Source organism: Streptomyces humidus (assembly GCF_014649655.1).
Lineage (GTDB): Bacteria > Actinomycetota > Actinomycetes > Streptomycetales > Streptomycetaceae > Streptomyces > Streptomyces humidus.
The window spans coordinates 1-24,213 of sequence record NZ_BMTL01000040.1; the positions used below are offsets into that span (position 1 = coordinate 1).

20 protein-coding genes are annotated in these 24,213 nt (G+C 73.0%); 10 read left to right on the forward strand and 10 right to left on the reverse strand.

Going from position 1 to position 24,213, the window contains the following annotated elements:
- Window positions 1-568: 568 nt before the first annotated feature.
- Window positions 569-1,783, reverse strand: coding sequence for an MFS transporter (locus IE239_RS34690; RefSeq protein WP_229878555.1), 1,215 nt, complete (start codon window positions 1,781-1,783; stop codon window positions 569-571).
- Window positions 1,784-1,859: 76 nt separating this feature from the next.
- Here IE239_RS34690 and IE239_RS34695 point away from each other — a divergent pair, with 76 nt between their 5' ends.
- Window positions 1,860-2,741, forward strand: coding sequence for a LysR family transcriptional regulator (locus tag IE239_RS34695; protein WP_190153449.1), 882 nt, complete (start codon window positions 1,860-1,862; stop codon window positions 2,739-2,741).
- A gap of 300 nt (window positions 2,742-3,041) precedes the next feature.
- On the opposite strand, the gene snpA is transcribed toward IE239_RS34695, so the two are convergent.
- A complete protein-coding gene (gene snpA, locus IE239_RS34700) occupies window positions 3,042-3,743 on the reverse strand; it encodes a snapalysin (protein ID WP_190153450.1) in 702 nt (233 codons plus the stop codon).
- Window positions 3,744-3,922: 179 nt separating this feature from the next.
- Here snpA and IE239_RS34705 point away from each other — a divergent pair, with 179 nt between their 5' ends.
- The 5 genes from IE239_RS34705 to IE239_RS34725 all read left to right on the forward strand — a co-directional run bounded on the left by IE239_RS34705 (window position 3,923) and on the right by IE239_RS34725 (window position 7,879).
- On the forward strand, window positions 3,923-4,894 hold the full coding sequence (locus IE239_RS34705) for a LysR family transcriptional regulator (RefSeq protein ID WP_190153451.1): 972 nt from the start codon (window positions 3,923-3,925) through the stop codon (window positions 4,892-4,894).
- 57 nt (window positions 4,895-4,951) lie between these two features.
- A complete protein-coding gene (locus IE239_RS34710) occupies window positions 4,952-5,125 on the forward strand; it encodes a hypothetical protein (protein ID WP_190153452.1) in 174 nt (57 codons plus the stop codon).
- A gap of 270 nt (window positions 5,126-5,395) precedes the next feature.
- Window positions 5,396-5,848 carry a GntR family transcriptional regulator gene (locus IE239_RS34715; RefSeq protein ID WP_190153453.1) on the forward strand — a complete coding sequence of 151 codons (453 nt, stop codon included), beginning with the start codon at window positions 5,396-5,398 and terminating at the stop codon, window positions 5,846-5,848.
- Between the two features lie 4 nt (window positions 5,849-5,852).
- A complete protein-coding gene (locus IE239_RS34720; protein ID WP_190153517.1) occupies window positions 5,853-6,785 on the forward strand; it encodes an ABC transporter ATP-binding protein in 933 nt (310 codons plus the stop codon).
- A complete protein-coding gene (locus tag IE239_RS34725) occupies window positions 6,782-7,879 on the forward strand; it encodes an ABC-2 membrane transporter-related protein (RefSeq protein ID WP_190153454.1) in 1,098 nt (365 codons plus the stop codon). The genes IE239_RS34720 and IE239_RS34725 overlap by 4 nt, the downstream gene beginning before the upstream one ends.
- A gap of 159 nt (window positions 7,880-8,038) precedes the next feature.
- Here IE239_RS34725 and IE239_RS34730 read toward each other — a convergent pair whose 3' ends face one another.
- Window positions 8,039-10,243: an eCIS core domain-containing protein gene (locus tag IE239_RS34730; RefSeq protein WP_190153455.1), complete on the reverse strand. Its 2,205-nt coding sequence runs from the start codon at window positions 10,241-10,243 to the stop codon at window positions 8,039-8,041.
- 2 nt (window positions 10,244-10,245) lie between these two features.
- On the opposite strand from IE239_RS34730, the gene IE239_RS34735 reads away from it, so the two are divergent.
- Together IE239_RS34735 and IE239_RS34740 are read left to right on the forward strand one after the other, a co-directional pair.
- On the forward strand, window positions 10,246-10,476 hold the full coding sequence (locus IE239_RS34735) for a hypothetical protein (RefSeq protein WP_190153456.1): 231 nt from the start codon (window positions 10,246-10,248) through the stop codon (window positions 10,474-10,476).
- 511 nt (window positions 10,477-10,987) lie between these two features.
- Window positions 10,988-13,042, forward strand: a complete 2,055-nt coding sequence (locus IE239_RS34740) for a phosphocholine-specific phospholipase C (RefSeq protein ID WP_190153457.1) — start codon at window positions 10,988-10,990, stop codon at window positions 13,040-13,042.
- A gap of 250 nt (window positions 13,043-13,292) precedes the next feature.
- On the opposite strand, the gene IE239_RS34745 is transcribed toward IE239_RS34740, so the two are convergent.
- Both IE239_RS34745 and IE239_RS34750 read right to left on the reverse strand, forming a co-directional pair.
- Complete coding sequence (locus IE239_RS34745; RefSeq protein ID WP_190153458.1) at window positions 13,293-14,237, reverse strand: DMT family protein; 945 nt, start codon at window positions 14,235-14,237, stop codon at window positions 13,293-13,295.
- Window positions 14,234-14,551: a hypothetical protein gene (locus IE239_RS34750; protein WP_190153459.1), complete on the reverse strand. Its 318-nt coding sequence runs from the start codon at window positions 14,549-14,551 to the stop codon at window positions 14,234-14,236. Before IE239_RS34750 ends, IE239_RS34745 begins: the two co-directional genes overlap by 4 nt.
- A 225-nt stretch (window positions 14,552-14,776) precedes the next feature.
- Between IE239_RS34750 and IE239_RS34755 the strand changes: the two genes are divergently transcribed.
- Window positions 14,777-15,391 carry a TetR-like C-terminal domain-containing protein gene (locus tag IE239_RS34755; RefSeq protein ID WP_190153460.1) on the forward strand — a complete coding sequence of 205 codons (615 nt, stop codon included), beginning with the start codon at window positions 14,777-14,779 and terminating at the stop codon, window positions 15,389-15,391.
- Between the two features lie 319 nt (window positions 15,392-15,710).
- On the opposite strand, the gene IE239_RS34760 is transcribed toward IE239_RS34755, so the two are convergent.
- A complete protein-coding gene (locus IE239_RS34760; protein ID WP_190153461.1) occupies window positions 15,711-16,853 on the reverse strand; it encodes a DUF2510 domain-containing protein in 1,143 nt (380 codons plus the stop codon).
- Between the two features lie 285 nt (window positions 16,854-17,138).
- Between IE239_RS34760 and IE239_RS34765 the strand changes: the two genes are divergently transcribed.
- Window positions 17,139-19,853 (forward strand): ATP-binding protein, encoded by a 2,715-nt coding sequence (locus tag IE239_RS34765; protein WP_190153462.1) that lies wholly within the window; start codon window positions 17,139-17,141, stop codon window positions 19,851-19,853.
- Window positions 19,854-20,336: 483 nt separating this feature from the next.
- Here IE239_RS34765 and pcaDC read toward each other — a convergent pair whose 3' ends face one another.
- From pcaDC to pcaH, 4 genes are read right to left on the reverse strand one after another with little or no spacing between them, the layout of a single operon-like run.
- On the reverse strand, window positions 20,337-21,491 hold the full coding sequence (gene pcaDC, locus IE239_RS34770) for a bifunctional 3-oxoadipate enol-lactonase/4-carboxymuconolactone decarboxylase PcaDC (RefSeq protein WP_190153463.1): 1,155 nt from the start codon (window positions 21,489-21,491) through the stop codon (window positions 20,337-20,339).
- Window positions 21,488-22,825 (reverse strand): 3-carboxy-cis,cis-muconate cycloisomerase, encoded by a 1,338-nt coding sequence (gene pcaB / locus IE239_RS34775; RefSeq protein WP_190153464.1) that lies wholly within the window; start codon window positions 22,823-22,825, stop codon window positions 21,488-21,490. The genes pcaDC and pcaB overlap by 4 nt, the downstream gene beginning before the upstream one ends.
- On the reverse strand, window positions 22,822-23,427 hold the full coding sequence (gene pcaG / locus IE239_RS34780; RefSeq protein ID WP_190153465.1) for a protocatechuate 3,4-dioxygenase subunit alpha: 606 nt from the start codon (window positions 23,425-23,427) through the stop codon (window positions 22,822-22,824). The genes pcaB and pcaG overlap by 4 nt, the downstream gene beginning before the upstream one ends.
- A 6-nt stretch (window positions 23,428-23,433) precedes the next feature.
- On the reverse strand, window positions 23,434-24,207 hold the full coding sequence (gene pcaH / locus IE239_RS34785; protein WP_190153466.1) for a protocatechuate 3,4-dioxygenase subunit beta: 774 nt from the start codon (window positions 24,205-24,207) through the stop codon (window positions 23,434-23,436).
- Window positions 24,208-24,213: the final 6 nt, after the last annotated feature.

Here is a 24,213-nt window from a genome sequence, read left to right on the forward strand (position 1 = left end):
CGGCGATGTCGATCGCGTCCCAGGGGGCGTCGAGCGGCGCGTGCTCCGTCGAGGCGGACAGGACCAGATCGGACAGGACCTTCTTCGAATCACTCATTGCTTGCTTCCTCTGGTGAGAGCCACGGCCGGAGCCGCGGCGGCTTGTGCGGGGGCCCGCCGGACACTGCCGGTCCGGCCGCCCCCGGCGACCCCCGACCGGCCTTACGGCCTTCCAGCGGGGGCGGGGCGGAAAGAGGGAACGGGCATCTGCTCGCCTTGTGCGGATGCCATCACCGTAGAACCGGCCGACCGGCGGCGCGTTTCCGTCAGTGCACTGCCGATGTGCTCACCGTGCATGCAGCACCGTGCGTCTGACGTTGCCGGTCACGAGCCTGGCGTGCGGGGCGGGCGGGGTACTCGCGCCGGTCGTCGGCGGACGCCCACGGAGGAATCCGCCCGGCCTGCCGGCCGGAGCCGCCGTGGGGTTCCACCGTGCCGCCCCTGCCGTCCGCCACCAGGCCACGGCCGACCGGTGAATCTCACCGGGAGCCGCGGGCCGGTGGCCTGTGCTCCGAACTCCTTCATGACGCTACGTCCTGGCTGCGAATGCGGCACCGAGCGCGGCCAGGGCTGCGGCGGTCAGGGCGGTGAGGGTCCAGCCGACGTGTGCGAACAGCAGTGCCCCCACCGCGGAGCCGACGGACCCGGCTGCGAAGTAGGCCGTCATGTAGAGGGTGTTGAGGCGAGCACGCGCCTCGGGACGCTGCCTCAGGGCGTGCGTCTGGTTGGCGACGTTGCTGACGCGTGCACCGGAGTCCAGCAGCAGCGCCCCGACGATGAGCGCGCCGGCCGACACGCCCCACAGACCGGCGACGAGGAGACCGAGAGCCATCACACCGGCGGCCGCCACGGCGAGGCCCCGCTGAATCCCATGGTCGAGGAACCGGCCGACGGCCAGCACCGTGGCGGTGCCCACGACGCCCACCAACCCCAGCAACCCCGCACCGGTCGTCGACCAGCCGTGCGCCGGACCGGTCACATACAACGTCACCGCCGTCCAGAAGACGTTGAACGCGGCGAATCCGGCAGCCGCGGTGAGCGCCGCTCGCCGTAGACCGCGCTCGCTGCGCAGAAGCGGAAGAAGCGACGCCAGCAGGGCCCGGTAGCCCAGCCCTTTGCTCACGGGCGGTTCGGGCAACCGTCTCAACGCAAGGTGCACGACCAGCGTCATCAGTGCCGACAGCACGTACACCGAACGCCAGCCGAGGAGGCCGTCGAGGGCCCCCGCGATGACGCGGGCCCCCACGATGCCGCCGAAAAGGCCGGCCGTGATGCGTGCGGTGGTGCGCCCGACGGCCTCCTGCGGCGCCAGCGACGCGGCCGCCGGCATCAGGATCTGTCCCAGCACGCTCGTTGCTCCCAGGAGCACCGATGCCGCTGCGAACACGGAGTAGTCGGTCGCGGATGCCGCCAGAGCCAGGGCGATCAGTCTGCTCGCGTTCAGCCGGCGCATCAGCCGATGCAGCCCGGCCCTTTCCAGGACGGGAACCACCAGGAGCAGCCCTGCCGCGTACCCCACCATGGTGATCATCGGCAGCAGCCCGGCGAGTGCGTCAGAGACCCCGAAGGAGGCGGCCAGCGGGCGCAGCAGCGGCTGCAGGTAGTAGATGTTGGCGACGCTCACGCCGGCCGCGATCGACATCCATGTGACGTTCCCGCCGCTGAGTCCGGCCCGGTCGGAGGTGTCCGCAGACCTCGGACCAAACCCGTCGAGGCGCTTCGACGCCTGTTTCACATCCGTCATGCCTCTAGAGTGGAGATAAGCAGGGCCGAGGTCAAAGACCAGTTTTCGATTCCAGTGATAAACGAGGTGAATGATCGTGGAGCTGAGAACCTTGCGGTTCTTCGTTGCCGTGGCCGAGGAGCAGAGCTTCACCCGCGCCGCCGAGCGGCTGTCGGTCGCGCAGCCCGCCGTCAGCCACCAGATCCGTTCCCTGGAGAAGGAACTCGGCGAATCGCTCTTCGAACGCAACGCGCGCAGCGTGCGCTTGACCGAGGCCGGCCGGGTGCTGCTCCCCATGGCCAACCGGACCCTGGCCGACGCCGACAGGGTGACCGCCGAGTTCGCCTCACGCACCGCACTGGTCACCGGCACACTCGTCCTGGGCACCGTGGACGGGGTCGAGCACACACGCCTGCCCTCGCTCCTCGGCGCCTTCCACCGTCAGTACCCGGGCGTCGCCGTGCAGCTCGTCGAAGGGCGCAGCGCCGAGCTCATCTCGCGCGTGGAGAACGGCGAGCTGGACGCCGCCGTGGTGGCCCTGCCAGAGCAGTCCCTGCCCCAGGGCATGCGCAAGGTGGTCATGCTCGAAGACGAGATCGTGGCCGTCGTCCAGGCGGACTCCCCGCTGGCAGGGCGGAAGAGCATCCCCATCGAGCTGTTGTCCGGAAAGACCCTGATCAGTTACGGCCGGAACAGCGGACTGCGGCCATGGCTGCAGTCCGCGTTCGATGCCGCCGGCATCGACTTCGGCATCCGGTACGCGACCAACGACGGGGCCCTCCACGTCGCCCTGGTGGAGGCGGGAGTCGGCGTCTCCCTGACGGTGGGTACCGATCAGGCTCTCGCCGGCAACCCCCAGGTCAGTGCCGTTCCGCTCAGTCCCTCCCTCGCGTACCGCAAGGCGCTGGTCTGGCGGGGCACCCCGCAGCCCACCCGGCCGTTGCGGGCCCTCCTCGCCCTCGGTCCCGCAGCGTCCTGAACTGTTGCCCGGCGAAACTCGGGGCAGCTCATGCCGAGCGCAGAGGGCCGAAGAGGCCAGGGGAGCAGGCCAAGGGGAACAGCTGCTCCAGCGGCTCCACGCCCGGACGACGACTGACCACCGCCGTCGGACCAGAGACCGTCGCGCCGAGCGAGCGCGTCGGAGCTGACCGATGCCGGCCCGTTCGACCGCCACCGGCATGACGCCGCCACGGACGTGGTGGAGCGGGCCGTGCCGTCGGGGGCGCGGCCCGCTTCCGGCGCGGCCCGCTCCGAGTGCGGGGCGCGGGGTCCTGGGCTGTCAGCGCACCTTGTTCAGCTTGTCGAGGGCCTTGGCGAGACCGTTGGCCCACAGCTGGTTGACGCGTGCCCGCTCGGTCGAGTTCGGGTAGCGGTTGGTGCAGGACGTGCCGGGGCCGCCGCCCGACATCAGTTCGCTGCACGGACCGCTGTAATGGTCCGGCAGGCCCAGCACGTGACCGGTCTCGTGCGCGGCGACACGGGTGGAGTCGTACTGCCGGTTCTGGGCGTAGTCGAGGAAGATGTAGCCCCTGCCGTGGCCGTTGGTGGAGGCGTACGAGCCGCGGGAGTCGTTGCCCTCGTAGTACGAGAAGTCGCCGGTGCCCGACGTGGCCTGGAGCTTGACGTTGCTGACGGAGCCGTTCCATATCGAGGCGGAGCTCGATATCTGGGAGCTGAAGGACGGCGCCTGGGAGGCGTTGTAGTAGACGGTCACCGTCCGCAGGCCGGGGGCGGCCGCCTGCTTCCTGGCGACCGAGTCGAGCACGGCCGCGAAGAACGCCTTGTTGTTCGCCGCCTCCTGGGCCGAACCGGTATAGCCGGCGTGGGCGGCGGCCGAGGGGGCGGCTGCCGCGGGGGCGTCGGCGGTCTGGGCGCTCGCCGGGATCGCGCTGCCGAAGGCCGCGAACGTCACGCCCAGGCCGAGCGCCAGCAGTCTCCTGGAGGCCTTCGTGGACGCGGAGGACGTACGGGTGGACGTCATGGGGGGCTCCTGCTCGTTCGTGTGGGGTGAACGGTCGGTTGAGCCGAGTGTGGGGCAGCCGGGCGGCCGTGCGGATGATGGCAACTGGGGATAGCCCACGGCTATCAGGGCGACTCGTGCTGTTACGTTGGCGTTTGAACATCTGGCGTCCCGTCAGACCGAGCCCATACGCTCCGCGCATGGAGCTCGAGGTGAGGCACTTACGCGTTCTGTGCGCCATCGCCGACGCCGGCAGTCTGCACAAGGCGGCTCGTGAACTGGGCATGTCCCAGCCCTCGTTGAGCACCCAGTTGCGTCGCATCGAGCAGCTGCTGGGCGGGCGGCTCTTCACCCGTGACAGCACGGGCAGCCGCCCCACCCCGTTGGGCCGGATCGTGGTGGGCCGTGCCCGGCCGCTGGTCGCCGAACTCTCCGCGATCGTGACCGAGACCCGGGCCGCCGCCGCCCGCGCGGCGGGCGGTCCCCGGCTGCGCATCGGCGCCACGGCCAGCCGGGCGGTTCCCGGGTGGCTCAGCCGGCTGCGCGCACGCCTGCCCGCGATGGAGTTCAGTCTGCAGATGGACGCCTCGGCCAACGCCCTGCTGCGGCAGGTGGCCGAGGGCACGCTCGACCTGGCGTTCGTCCACGAGGTCGAGGGCAGCCCGCTACGGGTCCCGGACGGGCTGTGCCTGCGGATCCTGCTGGAGCGCGAACCCCAGTTCGTCACGATGGCCGCCGACCATCCCGCGGCGGCCCGGCGCGAGGTGCGCCTCGCGGACCTCGCGCACGACCGCTGGATGGTGGACGCCACGGTCGACGGCGAGTGGGACGGGGTGTGCCGTGCGCTGCGCGACGCCGGGATCAGGCCCGATCTGCTGCACGGCGACTACCTCACCGCCTACTTCCTGGCCGCTGTCGGCGAGGTGGTCACGGTCAGCCAGCCGACCGCGGTCCCACCCCGCTCCGACCTGGTCGTCCGGCCCCTGCACGGTGATCCGATAGGGGTGCGGCTGCTGCTCGCCGCCCGGACGGCGGACGAACTCGACACCGAATTCGCCGAGTTGGAGAGGGCCTACTGGGAGGCGGCCCGGCAGGCTCCCGTGTACCTGGAGTGGCTGGCGAGCGAAGCGGCCGGGCGGCCCACGCGGAGACTGCGGGCGGTGGGCGTCTGAGAGGGCGGTACGTGAGGTGACAAGTGATGTGGCGTCACCTGAAGGGAGGGGGCTGCGGTGTCCCGGCGCGTCGATGGGCTCGGACGTGCCGGGCTGAACACCGTGAGGGAGCGCAGGCCCTGCAGGACCGACCTGCCCGACGAGCGGTGGGCGCTGGTCGAGCCGGTGATCGCCGCGTGGAAGGCCGCGCGTCCATCGGTCAGCGGTCACCAGGGCCGCCACGAGACGTGAGAGATCGCCGACGCGCTCCCCCACCAGGGCCGCACCGGCTGCCACTGGGACCTGCTTCCGCACGACTTTCCACCGCGCGGTGCGGTGACGTAGTACGTCACCGACCGGCGCGTGCGGCGCATGCGGGAGGAGCGCAACCGCTCCCCGCTCCACTCGACGGCCGTCGAACTCGGCCCCGGAGCAGGCATGGTCTGTTTCCGGCCGTTCCCGGACCGCATTGACAACTGCCGCCACTCCACTCCATCATCATTCCACTAATCAAGTAGTGGAATGATGATGGGAGAGGTGGTGGCCGTGGAGTACCGCATCGACAGGCGGAGCGGGGTCCCCGCCTTCCAGCAGATCGTGCAGCAGACCAAGCAGGCCCTGCGGCTGGGCGTACTGGTGCCGGGCGACCGGCTGCCCACCGCCAAGGACGTCGCCGAGAAGAGCGCGGTCAACCCGAACACCACCCTCAAGGCGTATCGCGAACTCGAGCGCGAGGGCCTGGTCGAACCGCGACCGGGCCAGGGCACCTTCGTACGCCGCACGCTGGGCCGCCCCGAGACGGGCACCGACTCGCCGCTGTACGGGGAGCTGGTGGCGTGGATGTCGAAGGCGGCCGCGGCCGGTCTGGAGCAGGAGGACGTGGCCGCGCTGGTCGCGTCGGCGCTGGAGAAGCAGTACGCCACCGGGACCACGGCGGTCACGGGGGCCACGACAACGAGGAGCACAGGTGAGTGACGTCATGTACGCGGGGGAGCCGGCGCTCGAGGCGCACGGACTGGGGATGCGCTACCGGCGGGGCTGGGCGCTGCGGGACTGCACCTTCCGGCTTCCGGCGGGCAGGGTCTGCGGGCTGGTCGGCCCCAACGGGGCGGGCAAGACCACGCTGCTGAACATCGCGGCCCATGTCCTGAAGCCGACGCAGGGCTCGCTCAGTCTGTTCGGCGAGGCGCCGGGCTCGGTGGAGTCCGGTCGGCGTACGGCCTTCCTCGCGCAGGAGAAGCCGCTGTTCCGCCGCTTCACCGTGGCGGAGACTCTGCGGCTGGGCCGGGAGCTGAACCCCGGCTGGGACCAGCGCGCCGCCGAGGACATCGTCCGCGCGGGCAACGTGCCCTTCCATGCGAAGATCGGCACCCTCTCCGGCGGCCAGCGCACCCGCGTCGCCGTCGCCCTCGCCTTCGGCAAGCGCCCCGACCTGCTGCTGCTCGACGAGCCGATGTCGGACCTGGACCCGGTCGTGCGCCACGAACTCATGGGCACCCTCCTCGCCGAGGCCGGCGAGCGCGGCACCACCGTGGTGATGTCCACCCACGTCCTCGCCGAACTGGAGAACGTGTGCGACTTCCTCGTCGTCGTCTCCGGCGGCGGAGTGCGCCTCGCCGGTGACGTGGACGACCTGATGACCGTGCACACCTTGATCACCGGGGTCAGGGAGGGCGAGGGCCTGCCCGCCGCCCTCGGGTACCACACCCTCGTCGAGGCCCGGACCAGTGGACGGCAGTTCACCGCGCTCGTCCGCCCGGAGGGCCCGGTCACCGGCCCCTGGGAGGTGGCCGCCCCGAGCATGGAGGAACTCCTGCTCGCCTATCTCCGCTCACCCGACGCACCACCGCTCATCACTCCCACCGCCCAGGTCCAGGGCCAGGCGTCCGGCACCGGGACGGTGGCGGCATGAGCACCTTCACCAGCCCCCCGACCGACGGCAAGATCAGGACGGCGAACCGGACGATGAACGGCACAATGAACGCAACCACGAACGGACCCAGGCACGGGGCCAGGAACGCGACCACCGCGCAGACCACCCGGCGCCCCCGCCTCAGCGGTATGACCTGGCTGGTCTGGCGCCAGCACCGGGCCGCGTTCTGGACCATGCTCGCCGCCACCGTGGTCTCCGTGGCCTGGATCGTCTACCAGCGCGGCCAGATGACGGACTTCCTCGACGCCTACGGCTTTCCCGCCAAAAACCTCGACGACGCGGAGAAGGAGTTCGAGCCGTACATCGGCGCGTTCAGCTCCGTCACCACCGGTCTCACGGCGATACCCGTCATACTCGGTGTCCTCCTCGGCGCCCCGCTGCTCGCGGGCGACCTGGAGAACGGCACGGCCAAGCTGATCGCCGCCCAGTCGGTGAGCCGCAACCGCTGGCTCGCCACGAAGCTGGCGCTGACCGGGCTGGTGGTGACGGTGACCACGGTCACGCTGTCGGCTGTGTTCGCCTGGTGGTGGAGCCCCATCAAGCTCCATTACGTGGACATCGACTGGACCTCCAGGGAGTTCTTCAACACCACGGGTCCGGTGCCCGTCGCCCTCTCCCTCCTCTCCGTGTTCGGCGGGGTGCTGATCGGTGTGATCGTGCGCCGCACGCTGGCGGCCATGGTCGTGACCCTCGGATTCACCGTCGCCCTCCAGATGGTCTGGGGCTACTTCAAGCTGTCGCTCGGCGACATCGTCACAGCCACCACCAAGCCGGTCAGTCCCGGCACCCCGATCACCTTCCCGTCGTCGGTGCCCCGCACCGCGCACGCGTTCGACGCCTCGTATGTCAGCGGCAGCGGGAAACTGTTCGACTTGACGACGTGTACGGACACGCCGGCGGAGGAGGCGACCACGTCGTGCATGAAGAAAGCGGACATCGTCGGCGCGTCGATCGACTACATCCCCATCTCGCAGATGAGCAGTATGCAGTGGTTCGGCGCGTCGATCCTGTTCGCCCTGACGGCCGGCATCGTGGCGTTCCTCTTCTTCTGGGGTCGCAAGCGGCTCGTCTGAGCAGCCGTTCGCGCCCTGCGGGGGCACTCGCCCTCCTCGATCCCTGGTTTCTCCCTCCCCACGTGCGGGCTGATCCGCCGTGCCCGAAAGGCCGGAGAGACCGGAGGGACAGGCATGTCCTCACCCCGGCCGTCACCGGCGCGCCTGCTCCGAGGCGCGTCAGGACTCCGGCCGCTTCCTCGGGCCGACCAGGCTCTCGTACAGGGCCCGTCGTTCCTGCGAGCCGTCCTCCGTCTCCGCCAGCGCCGCGTCCCACTGCTGCTTGACCTCCTGCAGGAAGGTGCGCCAGTCCCCGCCGGAACCGGCCGTGCCCATCTCCCGCAGCTCCACCAGGCGTTCGTTCTTGCTCAGGCCGCCCGAGCCGACCTTGTCGCCCTTGTGGCCGTGCAGGACCGACTCCGGGTTGGCGGTGGCCTCGGTGGAACGGAAATCGTGCTGGTAGCCCACCGGGCTGGTGGCGTGCGGGGCGAGGGTCTCGATGCCGATCTGCAGCGAACCGTCCTTCTTCGTGGTCGGCCGGTGGTGGACCAGCAGCATGTGTCCGTGCGACCCGTCCGGCAGCACCACGTCGCCGTTCCAGTCCTTCGAGCCGAGACCGCCGCCGGAGATGTTCTGACCCCACAGGTCGGGACGGTCGGCGCCCATGGACACCACGTTGGTGAGCGAGGCCAGGGGCCCGCCCTTCTCCTTGAACGTGCCGGGCTTGCCCTCCTTGTTGGCCGTGATGGCGGTGCGGTGGGTGGCGAAACCGCGGTCGACGACGTCTCCGGCACGGGCGTTGGAACGGTCGTCCTGGGTCACGCCCAGGAACGCCGGCAGCGAGTAGGCCGGTTCGTCCGCGGAACTCAGCGCGGGGATACGGATGTTGACCCGCCCGCCGTGGGCGAGGGCGCGGATGACGTCCTTCTCGTAGTCGGCGACGTGCGCCCCGGCCTTCGGGTCGTACAGCTTCAGCCCGTGCTGCAGGATCAGCAGCACCTTGGTGAGCATCTCGCGGGCCCGCGCGTCCTTCGCCACGAAGTCCGACGCCGTGCTCGTGCCCTTGCCCTTGGCCGTGGTGGGGCCCGCCTCGGGCAGGCCGCCCGGGTGCAGGCGCTCGGGCGCGATCCCCGCCGGGTGCAGGGTGTCGACGGCCGTGTCCCGGATCTGCTGGTCGCGCTCGCGCTCCAGGTCCTTCTTCTCCTCCGGCGCGGTACCGGGCGCCTGGGTGAGCATGAACCGGCCGAGCGTGTAGTCCGGCGAGATCGGTGTGGTCCGGCCCGCCTCGCGCACGGCCGGGTGACCGGCGCGGACGGCCAGGGTGGCGGTCAGCACGCGCTTGCCCGCGGGGAGCGTCAGCCAGTTGTCGAACCGGCCCTCGGCGTAGTTCTCCGCCTGCTCGTAGGTGCCGATGCCCACCTCGTCGAGCCATTGCGGATTCACCTGGGACAGGTGCCTGATGTCCTGCAGCTCCTGGTCGTTGAACGCCTCGCCGCGCATCACCCGCCGGTCCAGGGTCTTCCTGAGCCGGGCCGGTCCCACGGGCATCCACTGCTCGGGCCACCAGGTGCCGGGAGCGAAGACGTTCTTCTTCATCTTGCTCTGGACCGTGTGCTGTTCGATCGACCGGCTCAGGCGGGCGATGGCCCCCGCTCCCTTGGCCTGCTGCTCGGCCGGGCCGACCTGCCCGGACTGTTCGGGGGCGGGGGCGTCGGCCGCCGCGTCCTGGTGCACCCGCTGGACGGACGCCGTACCGGCGTGCGGGCGTCCGTGGCCGTGCCCTGTGTGATCACCGCAGTGGCCGGGCTCGGCGGGCAGCCGCTGGACGGGCGCGGGGGCGCCCATGACCTGGTCGGCCACAGCGACCGCCCGGCGCTCGCCCTGGTCGCCCTCGTCCGAGATGCGCAGGCCCGCGCCGTTGTCGGAGCCCGGCACAGGGCCCGCCGCCTGATCGAGAGCGTGCGTCAGCTCGTGCGCCCAGTCCTTCTTGGACATCCCGCCGCCGTCGACGATGTGCGAGCCGCTGGTGAACGCCCTGGCCTCGACGGCCTGGGCCGCCCGCCGCGCCGCGGGCCCGTCGTGCACCCGGACGCCGCTGAAGTCGACGCCGCCGAACCGCCCCTCCATCTCGGTGCGCAGCGCGGGATCCAGTGGCCGTGCCGACGAGCGCAGGCCTTCGTCCACCGCGGTCCGCTGCACCTGGGCGTGGTCGGCGGCCTCGGCCTCCCTGCCGCCTCCGGCGGACGAGGCGTTGGCCCCGTCCGCGGCCACCCGCTGCAGATGCCGCACCCACGCACTGCTCATCGTCGTCGACGGGTGTGTCCGGCGCGCCGGACCCGATGTCCGCTCGTGGGCCTTCTCGTGCTCCCGACCGACGGAGTGCACAGGTGGTCCTCCTTGACGACTGGATGCCTGTTCACCTGTTGTATGCGAAATCGCGGTGGCGGCGGAAGGAACTAAGGGGCATCATCCGCTGCCCCTGGAGCCTCGCCTCCCTCGGTCCGCCCGCCGAGGAGACGTACGACGACGTCATTGCCCGCCGCGCACTGGAGATGGGCCAGGCGGGCGACGACGGGTCCTTCCGGAGCCGACCGGGCGATCTTCCGGTGCCCGCCTGACGGCCCCGCACTCCCCGTGCCGGTCCCGGCCGCCGTACCTTCCATCGCTCCGCCCTCCACCCCGTCCGACCGTGGCACGCCTGCTCCGGGCCACAGGGATCGGTCCGCCTGCCGACCAGGGTGCGTCGGCTGCCCGCTCCAGGCAAAACCCACGCTCCGGGAAAGGCCGTGAACAGGTCACCTCGTTCCGGTCGTCCGGGGAGTCCGCAGCCGCCGACGAGCAGGGCGGCGCTTCGGCGGTCCGGCGCCGACCGGGTCCCCGTGGGAGCCCTGCGGGCAGCCCCGTCCGGACCGCCCCCGTCCGGACGCCCCCGCGGGCGAGCGCGATCCGGCGGCCGGGGCGGGGCCGCCCGGCGTGCTCTCGGCCTGTCGCTCATCCCGTGTACCGGCGACTTTCACGCGGGCGTCATCAGGCCCTTCCCTGACGTTCGCCGCCCTTGCGAAACTCCTTGCGCGCGCATCCGTCACGACCCGGCCGGCAGAACCCTTCTGCACGAGAGGTGCCTCACCCATGTCCGAAGTCAACCGGCGACGCTTTCTCCAACTCGCGGGCGCCAGCACGGCGTTCACCGCGCTGTCCAGCAGCGTGGAACGCGCCGCGGCGCTGCCCGCGAACCACCGCACGGGGTCGATCGAGGACGTCGAGCACATCGTCGTCCTGATGCAGGAGAACCGGTCGTTCGACCACTACTTCGGCACGCTGCGGGGCGTCAGGGGCTTCGGCGACCCGCGCCCGGTCACCCTGGCGAACGGCAGGTCGGTCTGGCACCAGCCGGACGCCTCGGGCAAGGAGGTCCTCCCCTTCCGCCCGGACGCGGACGATCTCGGCCTCGCCTTCATCCAGGACCTGCCGCACGGCTGGAACGACGGGCACGCCGCCTTCAACGCGGGCAGGTACGACCACTGGGTGCCCGCCAAGAGCGCCACGACGATGGCGTACCTGACCCGCGAGGACATCCCCTTCCACTACGCGCTGGCCGACGCCTTCACCGTCTGCGACGCCTACCACTGCTCGTTCATCGGCTCCACCGACCCCAACCGCTACTACCTGTGGACGGGGTACACCGGAAACGACGGCAAGGGCGGCGGGCCGGTCCTCGGCAACGACGAGGCCGGCTACAGCTGGACCACGTACCCCGAGCGCCTGGAGCAGGCCGGGGTCTCCTGGAAGATCTACCAGGACGTCGGCGACGGTCTGGACGCGAAGGGCGGCTGGGGCTGGATCCAGGACGCCTATCGCGGCAACTACGGCGACAACTCGCTGCTCTACTTCAAGCAGTACCAGAACGCCGCCCCCGGCGACCCGCTCCACGACAAGGCCCGCACCGGCACCGACGCCCGCACGGGCGAGGGCTACTTCGAGCAGCTGAAGGCGGACGTCAAGGGCGGCAGGCTGCCGCAGATCTCCTGGATCGTCGCGCCGGAGGCCTTCACCGAGCACCCCAACTGGCCCGCCAACTACGGTGCCTGGTACATCTCGCAGGTCCTGGACGCGCTCACCGCCGACCCCGCGGTGTGGGCGAAGACGGCCCTGTTCGTCACCTACGACGAGAACGACGGCTTCTTCGACCACCTCGTGCCGCCGTTCCCGCCCGCCTCGGCCGCGCAGGGCCGCTCGACGGTCGACGTCGGGCCGGACCTCTTCACGGGCGACGCCGGTCACGCCGCGGGCCCCTACGGGCTGGGCCAGCGGGTGCCGATGCTGGTCATCTCCCCTTGGAGCAAGGGCGGTTACGTCTGCTCCGAGACGCTCGACCACACCTCGGTCATCCGGTTCATGGAGCGTCGCTTCGGCGTGCGCGAGCCGAACATCTCGCCGTGGCGGCGCGCCGTCTGCGGCGACCTGACCTCCGCGTTCGACTTCTCCCGCAGGGATACCCGGCCGGTCGCCCTGCCCGGCACCGACGGCTACGAGCCCCCGGACCGGGATCGCCACCCCGACTATGTGCCGATCCCGCCGGCCCACCCCGTCCTGCCCAAGCAGGAGCGCGGCTCGCGCCCGACCCGACCGCTCAAGTACGCACCCCAGGTGGACGGTTCGGCGGATGCGACGGCCGGGACGCTGACCCTCACCTTCGCCTCCGGCGCCAAGGCGGGCGCCGCCTTCCTGGTGACCGCCGGCAACCGCGCCGACGGCCCGTGGAGCTACACCACCGCGGCGGGCGCGACCGTCTCCGACACCTGGAACTCGGCGCACTCGGGCGGCACGCACGATCTCACCGTGCACGGCCCGAACGGGTTCCTGCGCGTCTTCAAGGGGCCGGGAAGGACGACCGGGCCCGAGGTGGTCGCACGGCACGTCGGCGACGGACTCGAGCTGATCTTCACCCACCGGGGCAAGGGCACGGTGGAGTTGACGCTGGCCGACGGCTACGGCGGCCGGACCACGACCGTCGCGCTGCGGCCCGGCGCGGTGCTCAAGCGCACCGTGGAACTGCACGCGAGCCGGCGCTGGTACGACCTCACGGTCACCTCGAGCGCCGACCGGACGTTTCTCAGGCGGTTCGCCGGCCACGTCGAGAACGGGCGCCCCGGCCTCAGCGACCCGGCGATCGCCACGGAGTGATCCACAGAGCCTGTCGGGACAGAGCCTGTCGGGACGAAGTCTGTCGGGACATGGCCTGGCGGGACGACGCACACACGGTCCGCAGCGGGTCGTGGGCGGCCGTCCCGTTCCCGTCGGGCTCGGGACAGCGGCCCTGACCGTGGACACCGCGCTCGAGCAGGACGCGCGCGGTCTCGGCCGACGCGCCGCCGCCCGCCGGCACGGCGCAGGGGCCGCCGCCTTCAGGACGGCGGCCCCTGCGTGCGCGGCTCTACAGCGGCGTCAGATGCTCCGGTCCGTTCGCCGGCCGCGGCAGCAGCGCCGGTTCGGCCGAGGCCGTCCCGGGCCTCAGGGCCAGCACCGCCGCCACCGGATGGTCCTCGTCGACGGCCGCCGGGTGCGGCGTGGCCCGCGAGAGCAGCACCACGCCCCGGCCGGCCAGAGCCGCCCCCGCCAGCGCGAGGAGCACACCGGCCGGCCCGCCCTGCAGCCGTTCGCCCAGGAGCGCGAGGCCGATCGCCGCGGCGGCCACCGGGTTGGCCAGGGTCACCACCGCCAGCGGGGCGCCGAGGCCGTCCCGGTAGGCGGTCTGGGACAGCAGCAGCCCGCCTGTCGCGAAGGCCGCGACCAGCAGCGCCACCCCGATCACCTGCATGCTCAGCAGCGAGCCCGAACGGTCGGTGGCGGCCACCGTCACCGTCTGGGTGAGCGCCGAGGCGACGCCCGAGGTGAAGCCGGAGGCGGTCGCGTGCCGCAGTCCCGGCCGGGCTCCGCGCCGGGCCAGCAGCCCGATCAGCGCCGCCGTCGCCCCTGCCACGGCGACGGCCTCCGGCACGCTCAGCACGTCCTCGGGAGCCGATCCCGACGCCGTGGCCAGGACGGCGGCCAGGCCGGCCAGGGTGAGGGCGGTGCCCCGCCACTCGGCGGCGCCGACCCGGCGCCCGGCCACCATCGCGCCCATCGGCACCGCTGCGACCAGGGTGAGCGCGCCGAGCGGCTGCACCACCGTGAGCGGGCCGTACCTGAGGGCGACGACGTGCAGCAGCGCGGCGCCGGCGTTCAGCCCCACCGACCACCACCAGGCCCCGTTGCCGAGCAGCCGCGTCAGGCCTGCGCCGGGATGCCGGGAGGCCAGCCGCTCCTGGGCGACGGCGGCGGCCGCGTAGGCGACGGCGGAGAAGAGGGAGAGGACGACGGCGACCAGCGTGGCGCTCATCGGCCCGCTCCCACCGGGAACGCCAGGGCGGCGGGGAGGCGCACGGTCGCGGCGTGGGCGTTCGCGCCCTCGGCCGGGGCGTCGCCGGGCAGCGGCGGGGACTGCGCCGCGCCTTCGCCGGGCAGCCGCGGCCACCGTTCGGAGCGCCACACCCCCCGGGCGTCGCGGAAGGCCTCGCCGGTCCGGCCGGCGACCAGCTGCCGGCCGGGCCCGTGGACGAGGAAGACCCCTGCGGAAAGCAGGGGTTCGCGGACTACGGGCGGTCGCGCCGGTGTGGCCGGCTCCGCTTCTGCAGGCTCGGTGCGGGCATTCATCCCCCGGCCCCTTCGCTGACGGTGGTGCGGTGAGGTGGTGCTGCCGTGCTCGTGACTCGTGCATACACCATCGATACGATGTCGTACCGATACGTCAGTGTACCGATACGGAGGCGTACCGGTACAGTGACGTATCGATTGATGTGCGCCACACTGGAGATCGGGCCCGCCGCCCGGGCCCCGGCGCACAGGCCGGAGCGGAAGCGGACCAGGGAGGAAGAGCAGATGACGTCGCAGGCCGCGGACGGACCCGAGTCGGTCGCCGCCACGCGCCGCTCCAAGATCACGCCCGAGCGTGAACAGGAATTCTTCGACGCCGTCCTGAACCAGGTCCGCGAGTGCGGCTACGAGGCCGTCACCATGGAGGGCGTCGCCGCCAGCACCCGCTGCAGCAAGTCCACGCTCTACCGCCAGTGGAAGACCAAGCCCCAGTTCGTGGTGGCCGCCCTGCGCTCACGCCGCCGGGCCAGGCTCGCCGGCATCGACACCGGCTCGCTCGCCGAGGACCTGCGTGAGGCCGCGCGGGCCACCGGCCGCTGGTCGACCCACGACTCCGAGCTGCTGCAGGCGCTCGGCCACGCCGTCACGGGCGACGAGGAGCTCGCGAAGGCGCTGCGGGAGGCGCTCATCGACCCCGAGATCGCCGCGCTGCGGGAGATCCTGCGCCGCGGCGTCGAACGCGGCGAGGTCCCGCGCGACCACCCGGCGCTGGAGTACGTCCCGGCGCAGATGTTCGGTGTGATCCGGGCCCGTCCCGTCGTGGACGGGGAGTACGCGGACCAGGAGTACCTGGTCCGCTTCGTGGAGGCTGCCGTGCTCCCGGCGCTCGGGCTCACCTAGCACCCGGCGGGCCGGGCCGGACCAGGGCTCGACGACTCGACGACTCGGCGACGCGACGAACGGGCGGGCGAGGACCCGGCACGCACGCCCACGCACGCCCGCGCGGGCCCGCGCGGGTCGACACATGGCTCAGGCCGCCACATGGCTCAGGCCGCCGTCTCCACGGGATGACCGGACGGCGACCTGTCCCGCGCCGCACCGTGGGGACGGGGGCGGCGTGCACCTCCGGCCGGGCGGGGTCCCCTCGAGCGGAGGGGCGCCCCACCCGGCCGGCCGTGTGCCCGGGGCGGGGCGCCGCAGGCGGAGCTCCGGGGCCGGCTCAGACGTGCTGTCCGGCGCCGCCGCCCTTCGCCACCTTGATGCCCTCGGTGATGGTGTCGATGACGGACGCGCTCTGGTCGGCGTCGAGGCCGAAGCGCAGCACGACCAGCCGCTTGGCGTCGGCGGGGGCCGGGAACGCCAGCGACTCCACGTAGCCGTCCGCGCCCTTGCTGGTGACCGCCTTCCAGCGCACCAGGTAGCCCTTCTGCCCGGCCACCGTCACCGCCTTCGAGGCGAGCACCTGGTGCGAGGTGATCGCGCCGTACGTCGTGCCGCCGTAGGACTCCACGGCGTTGGCCGCGATGTCCGCCTTCGCGACCTCCTCGGCGGTGTCGCCCTTGGTCTTCAGCAGCTCGGCCGGTGCGGAGTAGACGCCCCCCTTCGTGCAGGTCTTGGAGGCGTCGCCCGGGCACTTGTAGGAGGCGTCGGAGGTCACCTGCACGCCCACGTTCAGCTCCTGGCCGGCCCAGCCGTCCGGGATGGGGACGCTGATGCCGTTCAGCGCGTCGGTCACCGAACCGCTCCTGATCTTCGGCGCCTCGGACTCCCCGGGCGAGGGAGAGTCGCCGCCCGGGCCCTCGGACCCGCCCGGGCCGCCGAAGGGACCGCCGTCCCGGCCGCCCGGGCCACCGGGCCCGCGCTGACCGCCCGGCCCCTGGGCCGTGCCGCCGCCGCCCGAGCCGTCGTTCCGGGCCAGCGCGTACACGCCCACCCCGATGCTGGTCAGGACCGCGACGGCCGCCGCCACGGCTATGCCCGTGCGCAGCCCGCGCCGGCCACCCGAGCCCGGCGGCGTGACCGGATGGCCCGGGTATCCGGGATACCCCGGATACTGAGCATGGCCGGCCTGGCCCGGATAGGCGGGCTGCCCCGGATAGGCGGGCTGCCCCGGATAGGCGGGCTGCCCCGGATGGGCGGCCGGGCCGGGATAGGGGGCCTGGCCCGGGTAGCCGGCCTGGTCCGGATAGGTCGGATGCGCTTCGTCGGCCGGGGTCTGCGCCGGCGGACCCCACACGGCGGCCGAGCCCGCGGCCCGGGTCCGGTCCGTCCACGCCTTGCCGTCCCACCAGCGTTCGGTGGCCGGACCGTCATTCGTCTGCCCCGGGTCGGGGTACCACCCGGGAGGAGTCACCTGCGTCATGCCCCCACCGTATGAGGCGTCGGTGAAAGCCGGATGAGAGGGCGGCCGCCGAGTCCGGATCTGCTCGGGGTGGCTGTCGCCGGGATGGCGTGTTTTCGACGTCAATTCGGTTCTCGCCCTTCGCTGTTGACGCGATGGACGCTCTCGCGCAGGCCCGTCGGTGCGACCCGGGCCGCCGACCGTCACTCGTGGAGCGGGACCTGCGTGGACCACGCTCCACGCGGACCCGCGGAGGGCTACGCTCGACGTCTGTACGTCGTTCGGGCGACTTGGGGAGGCAGCGGGATGACGGAGGTCGGGCCGACGGCGGCCGTCTCGGCTCCCCTGTGGGAGCGCGACGAGGAAGTCGCCGCCATCGTGCAGGCGGTGGAGAGGCTCTGCGCCGACCGGTCCGCCTCGGGCCACCTGCTGGTGCTCCGGGGCGAGGCCGGATTCGGCAAGACCGCGCTGCTGGCCGAGACACGTCGCATCGCCGAGGCCCGTGGCTGCTCGGTGTGGTCGGCCCGCGGCGGCGAGACGCTGCGCTCCGTCCCCTTCAACGTGGTACGGCAGTTGCTGCAGCCCGCGCTGCTGGCGCTGCACCCGGAGGAGGCCCGCGAGTACCTCGGCGACTGGTACGACATCGCGGGCCCCGCACTCGGCATCGCGGAGCCCGGCGAGGGCCACGCCGACCCGCAGGGCGTGTGCGACGGCCTCGTCGCCGCCGTGACCCGGCTGGCCCGCGGGGACTACCCGCTCGTCCTGCTGATCGACGACGCGCACTGGGTCGACCAGGAGAGCCTGCGCTGGCTCGCCGCGTTCGCCGAACACCTCGACGAGCTTCCCGTACTGGTCGTCGTGGCCCGCAGGCCCGGCGAGGTCACGGGCGACGCCGCCGGACACCTCGACGCCGTCGGCGAGGCCGCGGGCCGATCCGTCACCAGCCTCAGCGCCCTGACTCCGGCCGCGGTCGCCGGCCTCACCCGCGCCACCCGCGGCGCGCACGCCGAGGCCGCGTTCTGCCGCGAGGTGTGGGCGGTCACCGACGGCAATCCGTACGAGACCGTCGAGCTCCTCGCCAAGGTCCGCGACAGGGAACTGGCGCCCAGCGAGTCCTCGGCGACCGAACTGCGGCCCCTCAACCGCGCGGCCCGGGGCGGCGGGCTCGTCGACCGCCTGGAGAAACTCGGCGTCGACGCCACCAAGTTCGCCATGGCGGCCGCGATCCTCGGCGCCGACATCTCCGTCGCCCAGGCCGCCCGGCTCGCCGGCCTCGGCCGCGAGGAAGCGGTGCGCTGCGCCGAACTGCTGCGCAACGCCCGCATCCTCACCGAGCCCGACCCCGGCGCCGCCCCCGCGGACGACGGCGGCCTGGAGTTCGTCCACCCGCTGATCGCCACCGCCGTCTACGAATCGATCCCCGGCGGTCTGCGCACCGCGATGCACGGCATCGCCGCCCAGGTCGTCACCGACGCCGGCAAAGGGCTCGCGGCCGCCTCCCGGCATCTGCTCCAGGTGCACGAGGAGGGCGACGAGGAACTCGTCGAGCAACTGCGCGAGGCGGCGCGCGAACACCTGGCCGTCGGCGCCCCCGACGCGGCCCGCCGTTGCCTGGAGCGGGCCCTGCGGGAACCGCCCGTCCCCCACGTCCGCGCGCGCGTGCTCTACGAACTGGGCTGCGCCACCCTGCTCACCGCGCCCGCCAAGACCATCGAGCACCTGCGTTCGGCCCTGTCGCTGCAGGGCCTCGACGGCCGCGATCGCGTCGACGCCGTCTACCGGCTCTCCCAGGCACTGCTGCACAACGACCAGATGGAGGAGGCCGTCCGCACGGTCGAGGCGGAGGTCGCCCGGCTCCCGCCGGGCCCCGCGCGGCTGAGGCTGCAGGCCGTGCAGTTCATGTGGGAAAGCGTGAACGCCGGCGAGCCGACCTCGCCGCACGGCTCGGAGAGGCTCGCCGCGCTCGCCGCGACCTGCACCGGCCGGGACAGCGCCGAGCGCGCCCTGCTCATCCTGCGCGGCTTCGACGCCATGACCCGCGGCGAGAACGCCGAGGAGGTCGTCGAGTCCTGCGACCGCGCCCTGGTCAACGGCCGCCTCGCCCCCGGGCTCGGCTGGACCGACCAGGAGTGGGGCATCGAGCTGCTGATGATGCTGGCCAGCTCCTACGCCTACACCGACCGGCTCGACCGCGCCGACGTCCTCTTCAACGAGGCCCTGCGCGCCTACGCCTCCGCCGGGTGGAGCGGCGGTCACCTCGCCCTGGCCCACGCCTACCTCGGGCTGGGGCTGCGCCGCCGGGGCCGTCTCAGGGAGGCGGAGGAGTCCCTCCGGGAGTCCCTGCGGCTCGCCGAACGCGTCGGCCGCGGCCTGCCCCTGTACTGGTCGGCGATCTGCAACCTGGTCGACACGCTGCTCGTCCGGGGCCATGTCGCGGAGGCCTGGGAGATCGCCGAGCAGTACGGCTTCACCCCGCCCTACCCGTCGACGATCGTGCTGCCCGACCCCCGCTCGGTGCGCGGCCGGCTGCTGCTCGCCGTCGGCCGTGTCAAGGACGGCGTCAACGAACTGGAGCAGGCCGGGAAGGCCGCCGCCGCGCGCGGGCATCTCAACCCGGTGGTGGTCCCCTGGACCGTCGAGCTCGCCCGCGCCCTGGCCGGGGAGGACCCGGCCCGCGCGGCCGGGCTCGCCACCGAGGCACGCCGCCGGGCCGAGCGCTTCGGCACCGACACCGCGATAGGCGAGGCCCTGCGCTGTGCCGCCGCCCTGGAGACGGGTCAGCGCGCGGTCCGGCTCGCCCAGCAGGCGGTCGCCTATCTGGAGTCCTCGCCCTGCCAGTACGAACACGCCGCCGCCCGCATCGAGTACGGCATCCTCTCCCGCTCGGTCTCCGAACTCGGCCGGGGTCTGGCGCTGGCACGTTCCTGCGGCGCGGACGCTCTGACCGACAAGGCACAGCAGGCCCTGCAGAACCTGGGCGCACCCCAGGTGGGCAGGGTGCCCGGCCAGACCCGGCGCTAGCGCGAGAGCGGCCGCCAGCCGGTGTGGCGCGCCGCTGCGGGGGCCGAGATCGAGCTCGACGCCCTCGCACCAGGCGCGCATACCCCCGGCGATGAGCGCCGCGGCCGACCGGGTCGGGTCGGGTCGGGGGCTGTCCCGGCCCGTCGTGCGCCGGCCGTAACGGCGGGCGTGGCGAGCTGCCCGTCGGCGAGCGGGGCGGTGGCGGCTTCCGGGCGGGGCCGACTCGGCCGTCTTGCGCCGGCCGGTCGTGCCTCAGCCGGTCGTCGGCCGTGTCCGCGCCCGCGGGCTCGGTCGGTTTCGCCAGAGGCGTGGGAAGGCCCCCGCGTTGAGGGCCGCGGCATGTCGGGCGAGGGCCGGGGGCTGTCTCGGCCCGTTGCCCGTTGCCCGTCGGCCGGTGGTCGTGCCTCAGCCGCGTCCGCCCCGCCCGTTCCGGTGCCGTCGGTTGCGGCCTCAGCCGGTTCGGGCCGTGTCCGTCCGCCCGGCTCAGTCGGTCGGGTCCCGGGTGGGTTCCGGGACGTCCGGGGCGGCTTCCTCGGCCAGTACCCGCTGGGCTGTGGCGAACGCCGAGTTCGCGGCCGGGACGCCGCAGTAGACGGCCGTCTGCAGGAGAACGGCGCCGATGTCGTCCGGGGTCAGCCCGTTGCGCCGGGCCGCCCGGACGTGCATGGCCAGTTCGTCGTAGTGGCCGTGCGCCACCAGCGCGGTCAGCGTGATCATGCTGCGTTCGCGGCGGCTGAGCGTCGGGTCGGTCCAGATCTCGCCCCAGGCGTAGCGGGAGATGAAGTCCTGGTAGCGCGCGGTGAACGCGGTCTGCCCGGCCTGGGCGCGGTCCACATGCGCGTCCCCGAGGACCTGGCGCCGGACCTCCATGCCCCGCTTGGCCCCGCCGTCGAGATGGGTCCGCAGCACGGTCAGGACGGCCTCGGGGCACTCGGCGGGCGCGAGATGCGAGGCGCCCGGGAGCTCGACCAGCGTGGCGTCCGGCACCGCGTCCGCGATCTCCCGCAGATGCGCGGGCGGCGTCGCCGGATCCTGTCGCCCGGCGATCAGCAAGGTCGGGACGGCGATCTCCGGGAGCCGCTCGCGCAGATCGAACGCGGCGAGCGCGTCACAACAGGCGGCGTAGGCCTCCGGGTCGGCGGCGCGATGGTCGGCGATCAGCTCGGGCGCGGTGAACCCGGGCGTGAACCAACGGGCGTTCGCGTTCCGGGCGAGTTCCGCCAGTCCCTCGCGGCGGACCAGCGCGGCCCGCTCCTCCCACGGCCCCGGTCCGTTGAAGTGGGCGGAGGAGCAGATCACGGCCAGCGACGACACCCGCTCGCGGTGGTGCAGTGCGAGATGCAGCCCCACCGCGCCGCCCAGGGACACTCCCGCGTAGGCGAACCGCTCCAGGCCGAGGGAGTCGGCGAGGGCCAGCACCAGGTCGGCCAGATCGCCGACGGTGGCGCCGGGACCGATCAGGTCGGCGGCCGAACCGCCGTGCCCCGGCAGGTCCCAGCGGATCACCCGGTGGGTGAGGGACAGTTCGGGCGCGACCTTGTCCCACAGGGCGTACGAGGTGCCCAGCGAGGGGCCGAGCAGCAGCGGGGGCGCCGAAGTCGGCCCTTCGGCGTGGTGGTTGAGCAGCTTCTCGGTCAACGTCGCTCCAGCGCACGGTCGGTGAGGGCTCCGGCAGAGCCGGTGTAGCGGGTGGGGTCGGTGAGTTCGTCGAGGTCGACGTCCTTCAGGTCGGCTTCCTGGGCGAGCAGTTCGGCCAGTGGACGGTTCTCGGCGTAGGCCCGCCGGGACAGCTCGGTGAGGAGTCGTCTGGCCCGGGGGCGGCCGAGCAGGCCCGACAGCTCGGCGGACAGCCGTTCGGACACGATCAGCCCGTGGGTGAGGCCGAGGCCGGAGCGCATCCGGTCCGGGTCCACCCGCAGCCCCGCGGTCAGCTCCGCCGCGTCCCGGGCGGCCCCTCCGACCAGCCGCAGCAGATCCCTGAGCGGCTCCCACTCGGCGTGCCACGCCCCGGCGGGGCGCTCGTCCTCCGCGACCAGGGAGCCGTACAGCGTGGCCGCGAGCTGCGGGGCCCGCCGGGCGGCCGCCGCGATCAGCGTCGAGCGCACCGGGTTCGCCTTGTGCGGCATGGCCGAGGAACCGCCCCCACCGCCCGCCGAGACCTCGGCGATCTCGGAGATCTCGGTCCGGGCCAGGGTGAGGACGTCCGTCGCGAGCTTGCCCAGCGCGCCCGCCGTGAAGGCCAGGCACGCGGCGAGGTCGGCGACGGGCGTGCGCAGCGTGTGCCATGGCAACAACGGTGCGACGAGGCCGAGTTCGCGGGCGTACGCCGTCGTGAGCGCGGTCGTGTCCTCGACGCCGTACGCCGTGAAGGCGGCCGCCGTCCCGGCCGCGCCGCCGAGCTGGGCGGGCAGGGAGTCCCGTACGGCCGTGATCCGGTCGCGGGCGTCCAGCACCAGTGAGCGCCACCCGGCGGCCTTCAGCCCGAAGGTGGTCGGCACGGCGTGCTGGGTGAGGGTCCGTCCGGGCATCGCGGTGTCCCGGTGCTCGGCGGCGAGCCGGGCCAGGGCCCGCTGGACGCGGTCGAGGTCGGCCAGCACCGGGTCGAGGGTCCGCGCCGCGACCAGCATCGTCGCCGTGTCCATGATGTCCTGGCTGGTCGCGCCGCGGTGCACGTACGGGCCGTACTCGACGCCGGCCGCCTCGGTGAGATCGGCGATCAGCGGGATCACCGGGTTTCCGCCGCCGCGGGCCCGCTCGGCGAGGGAGCGGACGTCGAAGTCGCCGCACGCGGCCGCGGTGACCGCCGCTCCGGCCCCCTCCGGGGCCGCGCCCACCGCTTCCTGGGCGCGGGTCAGCGCCGCCTCCGCGTCCAGCAGCGCCCGCAGATAGGCGTCGTCGTCGGTCGCGCGGGCGGCGGGGGAGCCGGTCCACCCCGGGGCGAGCAGACCGGACTCGGGCTGAGCTGCTGTCACTGGAACTCCAGGAAGACCGTCTCGCCTTCGCCCTGAAGGCGGATGTCGAAACGGTAGGTCCCCGACCGGTCGCGCGTCGCGATCAGCGTGTCGCGTCGTGCCGGGTCCACCCGCCGCAGCAACGGGTCGGCGGCGAGCGCCGCGTCGTCGCCGGGCAGGTAGATCCGGGTGAACAGGTGCACCAGCAGTCCGCGCGCGAAGACGCAGACGCTCAGATACGGGGCGCTCGCGCCGCGCGCGCCGGGCCGCAGGGTCCGCGCGGACCAGTGCCCGTCGGCGTCGGTCTGGACGCGGCCCCAGCCGGTGAACTCCACGCCGTTGCGGCCCAGGAACCCGCCCGACGCCGGGTCGCGCCGCATCGAGCCGTCGGTCGTCGGCAGCTCTCCGTCGGGATCCGCGCCCCACAGCTCCAGGAACGCGTCCGGCAGCGGGGCGCCCTCGCCGTCGTACACGCGTCCCTGGAGGGCGATGGCGTCCGGGTGGCCGAGCGGGGCGATGTCGCCGCCGCCGGGGAACGGCAGGGCGTGGCCGTAGAAGGGGCCGACGGTGTGCGACGGAGTGGGGAGCACGGTCTGCGGACGGCTCGGGTCGATCTTCGTCATGGCGGCTCAGCGTCCTTCTTCGATCCAGGTGGCCCGCGGCCCGTCGAGCACGATGTCCCAGTGGTAGCCCATCGAGAACTCGGGCACGGACAGACTGTGGTCGTAGGTGGCGACCAGCCGCTGCCGGGCCGTGTCGTCCGTCACCGACTGGATGATCGGGTCGTAGGGGAAGAGCGGGTCGCTCGGGAAGTACATCTGGGTCACGAGCCGTTGGGTGAAGGCCGTGCCGAACAGCGAGAAGTGGATGTGTGCCGGCCGCCAGGCGTTGAGGTGCTGACGCCACGGGTAGGGGCCCGGCTGGACGGTGGTGAAGTGGTAGAAGCCGCTGTCGTCCGTCAGGGTGCGGCCGACCCCCGTGAAGTTCGGGTCCAGCGGCGCGTCGTGCTGCTCGCGCTGGTGGGCGTAACGGCCGGCCGCGTTGGCCTGCCAGATCTCGACCAGCTGACCGCGGACCGGACGCCCGTCGCGGTCCAGCAGCCGGCCGGAGACGGTGATCCGTTCCCCGATCGGCTCGCCGTGGTGCTGCCGGGTGAGGTCGTTGTCGGTCTCGGTGACGTCCCGCTCGCCGAAGGCGGGCGAGGCCAGCTCCACCAGCTCCGGATCCTTGCTGACGTCGATGGCGACCAGAGGCTGCTTCGGATGCCGCAGGACGGACGAGCGGTACGGCGCGTAGTCGCGGCGCGGCTGGTGCTCGACGGGGCCGCCGTCGGCGAGCCGCTTCTCGTAGGCGGCGTGTTCGGCCGCGATCTCCCGGTCGATGTCGGCTTGCGTGAGAGTCATGGGAGT